Origin of the sequence: Stakelama flava (assembly GCF_019351405.1) — a bacterium.
In the GTDB taxonomy this organism is placed as follows: Bacteria; Pseudomonadota; Alphaproteobacteria; order Sphingomonadales; family Sphingomonadaceae; genus Sphingomonas; species Sphingomonas flava_A.
The window spans coordinates 146744-158326 of the sequence record NZ_JAHWZX010000009.1 but is presented as its reverse complement, the minus strand read 5'-3'; the positions used below and the strand labels follow the sequence as shown (position 1 = coordinate 158326).

Below are 11583 nucleotides of genomic sequence, written 5' to 3'. Positions count from 1 at the left end.
CAGGATCAATCGGCAAACCGTATTGGGGGCATACCCCCAATACGGTTGTTGCCATCACGCCCAGCGATGGGCATCAAACTGGCCCGAGGCTCTCCTCATAGGTGGTAGAAACCTTGGGCTCAGACCAGCGATTTTGCTGGGATGCTTACGCTTTCGGTGCATACGAAAAACCCCGCCGGAGGGGCGGGGTTTTCGCAAGTAAAGATGGTTGCGGGGGTTGGATTTGAACCAACGACCTTCAGGTTATGAGCCTGACGAGCTACCGGACTGCTCCACCCCGCGGCAAGTTGGCTGCCCCCGGGGAGGGGGCGACATGTGAATGGGTTTTGTTTTGAACGACACCGGCTGCAATGCCTGGCGACGACCTACTCTTCCGTTGCTTGAGCAACAGTACCATCGGCGCAGTCCGGTTTCACGTACGAGTTCGGGATGGGATCGGGTGGGTCACGGACGCTATGGCCACCAAGCAATGAAGCCGGTGTTTGTTCAAAAGGGTTCAAATCGATGCACCAAAGGGTGGGACAATCATCCATCGACATGCGCTTGGTTATATCCAGGGCTGTCATTGATGGTGGGACTCTCAGGTTCGCAAAGGAACCTGTTTCAAGCGCGAATAGGACAATTAGTATCGGTTAGCTCCACATGTTACCATGCTTCCACACCCGATCTATCAAGGTCGTGGTCTTCGACCGTCCTGAGAAATCTTATCTTGAGGGAGGCTTCCCGCTTAGATGCTTTCAGCGGTTATCCCGTCCATACATAGCTACCCTGCTGCACCGCTGGCGCGATGACAGGTACACCAGAGGTATGTTCAACCCGGTCCTCTCGTACTAGGGTCAACTCCTCTCAAATTTCGACGCCCACGGCAGATAGGGACCAAACTGTCTCGCGACGTTCTGAACCCAGCTCACGTACCACTTTAATTGGCGAACAGCCAAACCCTTGGGACCTGCTCCAGCCCCAGGATGTGATGAGCCGACATCGAGGTGCCAAACGATTCCGTCGATATGAGCTCTTGGGAATCATCAGCCTGTTATCCCCGGCGTACCTTTTATCCGTTGAGCGATGGCCCTTCCACGAGGGACCACCGGATCACTATGACCGACTTTCGTCTCTGCTCGACTTGTCAGTCTCGCAGTCAGGCTGGCTTATGCCATTGCACTCTAACGGTCGGTTTCCAACCGACCTGAGCCAACCTTCGCACGCCTCCGTTACTCTTTAGGAGGCGACCGCCCCAGTCAAACTACCCGCCACAGAGGGTCCCTGATCCGGTTTCACGGATCGAGGTTAGACATCAGAACACAACAGGGTGGTATTTCACCTATGGCTCCACACCAGCTGGCGCCGGTGCTTCAAAGCCTCCCACCTATGCTACACAGTTCTATCCTAATGCCACTCTGAAGCTGCAGTAAAGGTGCACGGGGTCTTTCCGTCTAACCGCGGGTACTCCGCATCTTCACGGAGAATTCAATTTCGCTGAGCATGTCCTGGAGACAGTGGGGAAGTCGTTACGCCATTCGTGCAGGTCGGAACTTACCCGACAAGGAATTTCGCTACCTTAGGACCGTTATAGTTACGGCCGCCGTTTACCGGGGCTTCAATTCGGAGCTTGCACCCCTCCTCTTAACCTTCCGGCACCGGGCAGGCGTCAGACCCTATACGTCGTCTTGAAGCCGACTTAGCAGAGCCCTGTGTTTTTGCTAAACAGTCGCTACCCCCTGGCCTGTGCCCCCCGCCACTGGTTGCCCAATGACGGGGCCTCCTTCTTCCGAAGGTACGGAGGCAATTTGCCGAGTTCCTTCAGGACACTTCTCTCAAGCGCCTTGGTATACTCTACCAGACCACCTGTGTCGGTTTCGGGTACGGTCTATACGGTGGGGCTATTTCCCGGGACTTCTTCGAAGCCCTCTCAATCCAGTAAGAGAGGACAACACACGAAATCCGTCACACACCACCAGGCCCACGAATATTAACGTGGTTCCCATCGACTACCCCCTTCGGGCTCGTCTTAGGGGCCGGCTCACCCTGCGCCGATTAGCGTTGCGCAGGAACCCTTGGTCTTTCGGCGAGAGGGCATCTCACCCTCTTTATCGCTACTCATGTCTGCATTCGCACTTCCGATACCTCCACGGTCGGTTACCCTTCCGCTTCGCAGGCTTACGGAACGCTCCGCTACCGCGTGCAGTAAACTGCACACCCTAAGCTTCGGTGCACGTCTTTAGCCCCGTTACATCTTCGCCGCAGGATCTCTTGTTTAGACCAGTGAGCTGTTACGCTTTCTTTAAAGGATGGCTGCTTCTAAGCCAACCTCCTGGTTGTTTTGGAAATCCCACATGCTTTCCCACTTAGACGTGACTTGGGGACCTTAGCTGTAGGTCAGGGCTGTTTCCCTTTTGACGACGGACCTTAGCACCCGCCGTCTGTCTCCTGGATAGTACTCTTGGGTATTCGGAGTTTGGTTAGAATTGGTACAACTCGCGTCGCCCGCATCCATCCAGTGCTCTACCCCCCAAGGTATTCATCCAAGGCTCTACCTCAATAGATTTCGCGGAGAACCAGCTATTTCCCGGCTTGATTGGCCTTTCACCCCTAAACACAACTCATCCAACAATTTTTCAACATTGATTGGTTCGGCCCTCCAGTGCGTGTTACCGCACCTTCAGCCTGGTCATGCCTAGATCGCCGGGTTTCGGGTCTAATGCATCAAACTAAAGTCGCCCTATTCAGACTCGCTTTCGCTGCGCCTACACCTATCGGCTTAAGCTTGCTTGATACATTAAGTCACAGACCCATTATGCAAGAGGTACGCTGTCACCATTCAAGATGGCTCCAACTGCTTGTAGGCATTCGGTTTCAGGTACTGTTTCACTCCCCTCATCGGGGTGCTTTTCACCTTTCCCTCACGGTACTTGTTCGCTATCGGTCATGTACGAGTATTTAGGCTTGGAGGGTGGTCCCCCCATGTTCAGACAGGGTTTCACGTGCCCCGCCCTACTCAAGTCCTGTTGCTTCGCTTTCGCATACGGGACTGTCACCCGCTATGGTCAAACTTTCCAGATTGTTCTGCTAACTAAACAACAGGCACTGGCCTGGTCCGCGTTCGCTCGCCACTACTAACGGAATCTCGGTTGATGTCTTTTCCTCCGGGTACTGAGATGTTTCAGTTCTCCGGGTTCGCTTCACCAAAGCTATGTATTCACTAAGGTGATACCTTTAACCAATTATCCAAAACAAGCCGATCCCCGACACGCATGAAGCGTGCCGCCGAGCGGCTCAGCTCGGATAATTGGTGAAGGTGGGTTTCCCCATTCGGAAATCGTCGGATCAAAGTATGCTCACAACTCCCCGACGCTTATCGCAGCGTGCCACGTCCTTCTTCGCCTGTACATGCCAAGGCATCCACCAAATGCCCTTACCTCACGCTTGAGAGTCCACACCACCAACGACAACACTGGATCGGCCCGAAAGCCGACACGAAACTCGGCAAGAGCAGTGTTACGCAGTATCTTGGCGTGGATGATTATCTCAGCCTTTGTTCGAGCGATCATCAAAGCGGTCACAATGATGACGCCCGTTAAGTAACGACATTCAAATCAGGCCCGCAAAGACCGTCATCAAATGTCGCCACGGCATCGATTTGAAAAACCCATTCACAATGTCAAAAAGCTTGCAGGTATGCTCCCGCAATACCGCCAAAGGCGGATCTCATTATCTTCATCCCTGGATATGTTGGCTTGGCGCGCTTTCCACCGCGCGCCGTCAGTCGCAGCAAAGCTGCGCCTTATGGCGCGCTTCGCAGCGCTGGCCGCGCTTTGCGTGATCGCGAAATAGCTTCCGCTATTTCGCTCGCAAAGCGTTGGTGGAGCCTGTCGGGATCGAACCGACGACCTCAAGCTTGCAAAGCTAGCGCTCTCCCAACTGAGCTAAGGCCCCATTGGCGTCGCAAACCCTGTCAGCCGCGCCGCCGGTCGATGGTGGGCCGAGTAGGAGTTGAACCTACGACCTCACGCTTATCAGGCGTGCGCTCTAACCACCTGAGCTACCGGCCCCAACCGTTACCCGAACCAGCCAAAAGGCCGCGGGCGGCGTGAGCCAGCTCAGGCTTCCAGCCCAAAGGGCTGGTATCCAGTGATGAAGGGACATGAGGACGGCGGCTATGTTCTTTGGAAAAGACGAAGCTCTTTCGATCATGAAGATCGACGCTTTCGGCCCTATCCTTAGAAAGGAGGTGATCCAGCCGCAGGTTCCCCTACGGCTACCTTGTTACGACTTCACCCCAGTCGCTAAACCCACCGTGGTTGGCTGCCTCCCTTACGGGTTAGCGCACCACCTTCGGGTGAATCCAACTCCCATGGTGTGACGGGCGGTGTGTACAAGGCCTGGGAACGTATTCACCGCGGCATGCTGATCCGCGATTACTAGCGATTCCGCCTTCATGCTCTCGAGTTGCAGAGAACAATCCGAACTGAGACGGTTTTTGGAGATTAGCTCACCCTCGCGGGATTGCTGCCCACTGTCACCGCCATTGTAGCACGTGTGTAGCCCAGCGCGTAAGGGCCATGAGGACTTGACGTCATCCCCACCTTCCTCCGGCTTATCACCGGCGGTTCCTTTAGAGTACCCAACCAAATGATGGTAACTAAAGGCGAGGGTTGCGCTCGTTGCGGGACTTAACCCAACATCTCACGACACGAGCTGACGACAGCCATGCAGCACCTGTGCACGGTCCAGCCGAACTGAAGGAAAGTGTCTCCACTATCCGCGACCGGCATGTCAAACGCTGGTAAGGTTCTGCGCGTTGCTTCGAATTAAACCACATGCTCCACCGCTTGTGCAGGCCCCCGTCAATTCCTTTGAGTTTTAATCTTGCGACCGTACTCCCCAGGCGGATAACTTAATGCGTTAGCTGCGCCACCCAAGTGCCATGCACCCGGACAGCTAGTTATCATCGTTTACGGTGTGGACTACCAGGGTATCTAATCCTGTTTGCTCCCCACACTTTCGCACCTCAGCGTCAATACCAGTCCAGTGAGCCGCCTTCGCCACTGGTGTTCTTCCGAATATCTACGAATTTCACCTCTACACTCGGAATTCCACTCACCTCTCCTGGATTCAAGCGATGCAGTTTTAAAGGCAGTTCCGGGGTTGAGCCCCGGGCTTTCACCTCTAACTTGCAAAGCCGCCTACGCGCGCTTTACGCCCAGTAATTCCGAACAACGCTAGCTCCCTCCGTATTACCGCGGCTGCTGGCACGGAGTTAGCCGGAGCTTATTCTCCCGGTACTGTCATTATCATCCCGGGTAAAAGAGCTTTACAACCCTAAGGCCTTCATCACTCACGCGGCATTGCTGGATCAGGGTTTCCCCCATTGTCCAATATTCCCCACTGCTGCCTCCCGTAGGAGTCTGGGCCGTGTCTCAGTCCCAGTGTGGCTGATCATCCTCTCAGACCAGCTATGGATCGTCGCCTTGGTAGGCCTTTACCCCACCAACTAGCTAATCCAACGCGGGCTCATCCTTGGGCGATAAATCTTTGGTCCGTAGACATCATACGGTATTAGCTCAAATTTCTCTGAGTTATTCCGTACCCAAGGGCAGATTCCCACGCGTTACGCACCCGTGCGCCACTAAGTCCGAAGACTTCGTTCGACTTGCATGTGTTAAGCATGCCGCCAGCGTTCGTTCTGAGCCAGGATCAAACTCTCAAGTTTGATGTTCCACTCCCTCGCCGGTGGAATAACCAACGAAAAAGCAGCTCATTTCAAGGAGCCGTTCCTGCACAAATCTTACGATACCAAGTCAGGGCAAAAACCCCGCTTGCCATCGTCACGTAATGGAAACGTGTAAGGACATGTTCAAGCTCCCGCCAAAAGCGAAAGCCCCGGAACGACTTGACTTTACCGAGTACCCGACACCTTGAATGCCGGACCCGGGGCCGCCGCCCACATGTCCCTTCATCTAAATCACTATGTCAAAGAGCGCAAAAGACCGACGCTCCGCCCTGCCCCTCTTTTCATCGGGGCGGCTAAAGCGCCTGCTTTTCGGTGACCAACAAAACGTGCCAATCGGCCCGCCGCGTCGGTGAAAGGCCTTCTATGCCCCACACCACAAACCGTCAATCAGTTTTTTGCAATTTTATGTCGTTTTAATCGCCACCTCAGGAAAACTGAGCTTTACGGCATGGTAAGCATGATGGTCGCATGACGGTTCGCGATGGAAAGTACGGCAAATCAAACCAAAAAGGGCGGCGAATCGCTCAAGAATCAGGTTCGCAGCGCCGTGATCTGGCGGTCGGGCACGCAGATTGTCGGGCAACTCATCACCTGGGCGGCCACCTTCCTGGTGATTCGAATCCTCAATCCGGCCGATTACGGCCTGTTCGCAATGACCCAGGTCGTGCTCGTGCTGCTCAACATGCTCAACGGCTATGGGCTGGCGAGCGGGCTTATCCAGCGCGAATCGATCAGTGCGCGCGAAAAGCGGCAGCTGTTCGGGATGCTGATTCTGCTCAACCTGGTGCTGGCCGCGATCCAGATTGCCGGCGCCCCGCTGGCCGCAGCCTATTTTCGTCAGCCGATGGTCGCCGATCTGCTTCGTGTGCAGGCGCTGCTGTATCTGACGACACCGTTCATCGCCTTTCCCTTCGCATTGCTGTCGCGCGAGATGGAGTTTCGCCGTCAGGCACAGGTCAATTTCGCCTCCGCCATCGCGGGCGCGGCGGCTGCGCTGGGGGGCGCTTTTTCGGGACTTGGCGTATGGACGCTTGTGCTGGCGCCGGTCGTGCTCTTTTCGGTGCGCGCGATCGGCATGATGTGGGCGGCGCGCGCCTGGATGTGGCCCAGCTTCAATTTTCGCGGCGCCGGGGGACTGGCGCGCTATGGCGGGCTGATGGCGACGGGCCAGCTTTTTTGGTTCGTGCAGAGCGAAGCCGATGTGTTCATCGGCGGCCGCTATTTCGATCCGCACCTGCTGGGCATTTATACCACCAGCCTGTTTTTGACGCAGATTTTCGTGTCCAAATTCGTCCCGCCGGTGAACGAAGTGGCGTTCTCCGCCTATTCGCGAATCCAGAACGACCGTTCGGCGGTCGGCTATGCCTTTGTAAAGTCAGTGCGGGTCATCATGGTCGCGGCGATGCCCTTCTATCTGGGGCTCGCGGTGACCGCCCAACCGCTGGTCGCGGTGGTACTGGGCGATAAATGGGTGGAGGCGGGCGATGTCGTCCGCCTGCTCGCACTCGCCATGCCGTTCATGACAGTGCAGATATTATTCGCGCCCGCCAGCGACGCGATGGGACGCCCCGGAATCAGCGCGCGCAATTCGGCTACTGGCGCGGTGGTGCTTTCGCTTGGCTTTCTGATCGGCGTGCATTGGGGGGTAAGCGGCCTCGCTTTGTCGTGGATCCTGGCCTATCCGATCTACCTGTATATCTGCGGCCGACGCACGCTGCCCGTGATCGGGACCGACTGGCGCGCCATCGGATCGGCAGCCGCACCGCCAGTGATCGCGGCGAGCGCGATGGCGGCGCTGGTGCTGCTGGTGTCGCACGCGCTTCCCCCCGGCATGGCCGCCTTGCCCGAACTGGCCATTCTCGTCGCCACGGGCGCGGCAAGCTATGCCGCGTGGATGCTGCTCTTCGCTCGCGCGACCGTGCGCGAAGTCTGGGCGCTGGTGCGCCGTTAAGCGCGACTCAGCCCTGGCGGATATAATCGCGCATCGCGTCGGCTTCCTTTTCGATCCGGTCGATCCGGTACTTCACCAGATCGCCGATCGAAACCAGCCCGGCAAGCCGACCGTTCCGGACGACCGGCAGATGCCGGATCCGCCGCATCGTCATCAGCGCGAGCGCGTCGAGCACCTTATGGTCGGGTTCGACCGTAACCGCCGGGGCCGTCATCAATTCGCGAACCGGCCGCGAAAGCGCGTCCGCCCCCTCCTTGCCGAGACAGTAGACGATGTCGCGTTCCGAAAAGATGCCGACAACCGCATCGCCGTGCATCACCGGCATCGCACCAATGCGCCGCTCAGCCAACAACGCCAGTGCATCGGTCGCGCTCGCGCCGCCATCAATGGTGATTACATCCGTGCCCTTGCCGCTCAGGATCGCCGCTATGGTCATTGCCCGAGTCTCCTCTCCTTACCGAAGCGGTTGAGGATTTCACGTTTAACGCCCAATTGAAAGCCATGGACCCGGACCAGTTCTCTCCGCTGGAAGACAGCCGCTATGCCAACCTGGCATGGGCGCGATACCGGCGCATCCTGAAATGGATGGCGCTGTTTTCTCTTGTCGTCGCTGCTGGGTCGGTGGCGGTATTGTGGTGGTGGCTGGGCGCGATGCGCCTGCATCTTGCCATCGCGACCGGGCTTGGCGTGGGATTGTCGATCATGCTGGCCGCCGCGCTGATGGGGCTGATGTTCCTCAGTTCCGGGTCGGGCCATGACGAGGTGGTTGATCGGTTCAACCGCGATGAGGATATCGAAACGCGCTGGAACCCCGGCCCGCGACGATAAAAGGGCCGCCGCCGCATCGAACGGCACCGGCCCTTTTTATCCGTGCGCAGCAATCCGATCAGGCGGCGTTGGACGCGGCCTCTTCATCGTCGGCACTTTTGCGCGTGCGGCGACGACGGGGTTTTTCCTCGTCATTCGCGTTTTCGCCGGAAAGCTTGGGGGGAAGGCGATCCGCCTCGATTCCCGCAGCGTCGCTCGATTCCTCAGCGGTTTCGCGACGCGGGCGGCCACGGCGGCGCGGCTTTGCCTCGCCCTCATCCTGTGCGCCATCGTCGCGCCTCACCTCACCCTCGACCGACTCTTCCGGCTTGCGGGTGCGCGGCCTGCCGCGGGGGCGGGGTTTCGCATCCTCCCCATCCGTATCGCGGTTTCTGTCTTCGCCGCCAGCAGGCTGCGACCGGTTTGAACGACCGTTGCGGCGATCATCGCGGCGCGAATCCTCGCGATCGTCCGTATCGTACTCCTGATCGTCATCGTCGTCGGAATTGTCGTTGCGCTGGCGCAACTTGTTTTCTTCCTGACGCTGGCGATTGTCATTGAGCACGCGGAAATAATGATCGGCGAACTGCAGATAATATTCCGTGTTCACGCGATCGCCCGACATCTGGGCATCGCGCGCCAGATTCTTGTACTTCTCCAGAAGTTGCGCTGCATTTCCGCGATTGCGGCTATCGATACGATTGCCGCTGTCGCGATTGTTCGGCGAACGCTGTCCGCCGCGGCCGCGACGGCGGCCGGCCTGACGATTGGTCATCAAGATATCAAAGTCCTGTTGTCAAAAACGATGTCCCTCGATCCATCCGCTTTTCCGGATGCGAGTCATACTCGCGAGCAGGCCGCGCTAGCGACCATGCTTCGCCTGCCATGGCTGCCGGACTGCAGCAGCACACATGACCTTGGAGTGGGGTCGGGCACGTTTGATGAACCGTTTAAGGCCCCCCGGTGCTTTTCCCTGACCCAGCCTTAGCGGGTGCACACCCATTATCCAAGGGAAAATATGTTACACCTCGCTTAACTTTCAAGACAGGATCAGTGCGCGCGGCCGCCCGCCAAGGTCATGACGGCACGCAACGGCAAAGCCCGCTTCCGCCATCAATGTGCTGACCGCTTGCTCCTGCGCTGCGCCGATCTCAATGATCGCGATCCCGCCCGGCGCAATCAGCCGGGAAAGCTGTGGTGCGAGCCGGCGATATTCGTTCAGCCCCTGCGCCCCGGCGAACAATGCCTCGGCGGGTTCGTGCCGCGCGACCTGCGGTGCGAGCGCAGCGCCGTTTTCGACATAAGGTGGATTGCACAGCACTAGATCGAACCGCCCGGCGACCCCCTGCCCCCAGTCGCCATCGCGAATTTCCGCCCGGCCCGGCGCGATGCGCGCGGCGTTGCCCACCGCATAGTCGCGCGCGGTCTGCGATCGTTCTATGCCAAGGCCCCGCGCCTGCGGCCACTGGTCAAGCGCGGCGAGGAGCAGCGTCCCCGGCCCCGTGCCGAGGTCCAGAATGCTCGCCGGCCCCACCGCCCCGAAATGGTCGATCGCCGCCTCGATCAGCGTTTCGCTGTCGGCGCGCGGGATCAGTACGCCGGGGCCGACGGCAAGTGTAATCGTCCAGAAATCGCGTGTCCCGATGATATAGGCGAGCGGTTCGTGCGCCTGCCGCCGGGCGAGCAATACCGCGAAACCGGCCGGAACGGGCGCATCCAGCCGCGACAGGATCATCGTATCGCGAGTGCAATCCAGCGCGTGCGCCATCAGCAGTTCGGCATCGAGCCGGGGCGTATCGGAAATGGGACCTAGCGTGCGGGCGGCTTCTGCCAGAGCGCGGCGCACCGCTCCCCCTTCCGCTTGCGTGAGGGGGTCGGGGGGTGGGCGCCCGATCAAAACGACACGCATCGCTGGGTAAAAGCGGGAGGGGCGAAGGGCTTAAGCAGCATCTTCAAGCGTGGCGAGGCGTTCCGCCTCATCCTCCGCAACCAGCGCGCCGATCAATTCTTCCATTTCGCCCTGTAGGATTTCGGGCAGCCGGTGAAGCGTCAGGTTGATCCGGTGATCGGTCACCCGGCCTTGCGGGAAATTATAGGTGCGAATTCGCTCGGACCGGTCGCCCGATCCGACCATCGATTTGCGCGCGCCCGCCCGGTCGCTTGCCATCCGCTCGCGCTCGGCCTCGTACAGCCGTGTGCGAAGCACCTTCATCGCCTTGGCGCGGTTCTTGTGCTGCGATTTCTCATCCTGCTGGGTGACGACGATACCGGTCGGGATATGGGTGATTCGCACCGCCGAATCGGTGGTATTCACATGCTGCCCGCCCGCGCCCGAAGAGCGGTACACATCAATGCGAAGGTCCTTGTCCTCGATATGGACATCAACCTCTTCCGCTTCGGGCAGCACGGCGACAGTCGCGGCGGAAGTGTGGATGCGCCCGCCGCTTTCAGTCACCGGCACGCGCTGCACCCGATGAACGCCGCTTTCGAACTTCATCGCGGCGAATACGCCCGTACCCGATACGCTGGCGATCACTTCCTTGTATCCGCCCGCTTCGGACGCGCTGGCCGAGATCAGCTCGACGCGCCAGCCGCGATGATCGGCATAGCGCTGATACATGCGCAGCAGGTCGCCCGCGAACAGCGCGGCTTCGTCGCCGCCGGTGCCCGCGCGGATTTCCAACATCGCGGAGCGTTCGTCGGCGGCATCGCGCGGCAGCAGCGCCAGCGCCAGCGCGCGCTCGGCTTTTTCCAGCGCTTCGCGGTTGGCCTCCAGTTCCTCGGCCGCCATTTCGCGCAGTTCGGCATCGCCTTCGCGCGTCATTTCGGCAAGGCTGACGCCCTCCGCGCGCAGGCGGCGGACCTCGGCGGCGGCATTCGCCACCGGTTCGATCTCGGCATATTCCTTCGACACCGCGACGAATTTTTCAGACGGCAGGTCACCCGTCGCCATCATCGCCTGCAATTCGTCGCGCCGCGCCTCGATCGCGGCGATGCGGTCTGCGGGAATGCGGGTCATCGAACAGCGCTTCCGATTGTCGGTACTCCCGCGAAAGCGGTAGCCCAGAGTGATTGAGCGAAGCGCCTGCCGCCC

Annotated in this window: 6 protein-coding genes, 3 tRNA genes and 3 rRNA genes; 2 read left to right on the top strand and 10 right to left on the bottom strand. The window is 58.9% G+C overall.

The features are described 5' to 3' along the window. Positions 1-205 precede the first annotated feature (205 nt). From KY084_RS11050 to KY084_RS11025, 6 genes are all read right to left on the bottom strand, one after another. A tRNA-Met gene (locus tag KY084_RS11050) sits at positions 206-282 on the bottom strand. A gap of 70 nt (positions 283-352) precedes the next feature. Next, positions 353-467, bottom strand: a 5S ribosomal RNA gene (gene rrf, locus KY084_RS11045). A gap of 135 nt (positions 468-602) precedes the next feature. Then, positions 603-3426, bottom strand: a 23S ribosomal RNA gene (locus tag KY084_RS11040). A gap of 431 nt (positions 3427-3857) precedes the next feature. After that, positions 3858-3933, bottom strand: a tRNA-Ala gene (locus KY084_RS11035). 39 nt (positions 3934-3972) lie between these two features. Next, a tRNA-Ile gene (locus KY084_RS11030) sits at positions 3973-4049 on the bottom strand. Between the two features lie 172 nt (positions 4050-4221). Next, positions 4222-5710, bottom strand: a 16S ribosomal RNA gene (locus KY084_RS11025). Together the 16S, 23S and 5S rRNA genes with 3 tRNA genes alongside form the textbook arrangement of a ribosomal RNA operon. 502 nt (positions 5711-6212) lie before the next feature. Here KY084_RS11025 and KY084_RS11020 point away from each other — a divergent pair. Next, positions 6213-7682 (top strand): lipopolysaccharide biosynthesis protein, encoded by a 1470-nt coding sequence (locus KY084_RS11020; RefSeq protein ID WP_219238510.1) that lies wholly within the window; start codon positions 6213-6215, stop codon positions 7680-7682. 7 nt (positions 7683-7689) lie between these two features. Here the strand turns inward: KY084_RS11020 and KY084_RS11015 are convergent, their stop codons facing one another. Then, positions 7690-8118 (bottom strand): CBS domain-containing protein, encoded by a 429-nt coding sequence (locus tag KY084_RS11015; protein ID WP_219238509.1) that lies wholly within the window; start codon positions 8116-8118, stop codon positions 7690-7692. A 65-nt stretch (positions 8119-8183) separates the two neighbouring features. Here KY084_RS11015 and KY084_RS11010 point away from each other — a divergent pair, with 65 nt between their 5' ends. Continuing rightward, on the top strand, positions 8184-8510 hold the full coding sequence (locus KY084_RS11010) for a hypothetical protein (RefSeq protein WP_219238508.1): 327 nt from the start codon (positions 8184-8186) through the stop codon (positions 8508-8510). 58 nt (positions 8511-8568) lie between these two features. Here KY084_RS11010 and KY084_RS11005 read toward each other — a convergent pair whose 3' ends face one another. The 3 genes from KY084_RS11005 to prfA form a co-directional block, all read right to left on the bottom strand. Beyond that, a complete protein-coding gene (locus KY084_RS11005) occupies positions 8569-9264 on the bottom strand; it encodes a DUF4167 domain-containing protein (RefSeq protein WP_343228001.1) in 696 nt (231 codons plus the stop codon). Positions 9265-9528: 264 nt separating this feature from the next. Beyond that, a complete protein-coding gene (prmC, locus tag KY084_RS11000; RefSeq protein WP_343228000.1) occupies positions 9529-10335 on the bottom strand; it encodes a peptide chain release factor N(5)-glutamine methyltransferase in 807 nt (268 codons plus the stop codon). 93 nt (positions 10336-10428) lie between these two features. Beyond that, positions 10429-11508 (bottom strand): peptide chain release factor 1, encoded by a 1080-nt coding sequence (gene prfA / locus KY084_RS10995; protein WP_219238505.1) that lies wholly within the window; start codon positions 11506-11508, stop codon positions 10429-10431. Between the last annotated feature and the right edge of the window lie 75 nt (positions 11509-11583).

Coding starts and splice junctions, on each gene's coding strand:
- KY084_RS11020 (WP_219238510.1), top strand. CDS start 6,213: ATGGAAAGTACGGCAAATCAAACCAAAAAGGGCGGCGAATCGCTCAAG.
- KY084_RS11015 (WP_219238509.1), bottom strand. CDS start 8,118: ATGACCATAGCGGCGATCCTGAGCGGCAAGGGCACGGATGTAATCACC.
- KY084_RS11010 (WP_219238508.1), top strand. CDS start 8,184: ATGGACCCGGACCAGTTCTCTCCGCTGGAAGACAGCCGCTATGCCAAC.
- KY084_RS11005 (WP_343228001.1), bottom strand. CDS start 9,264: ATGACCAATCGTCAGGCCGGCCGCCGTCGCGGCCGCGGCGGACAGCGT.
- prfA (WP_219238505.1), bottom strand. CDS start 11,508: ATGACCCGCATTCCCGCAGACCGCATCGCCGCGATCGAGGCGCGGCGC.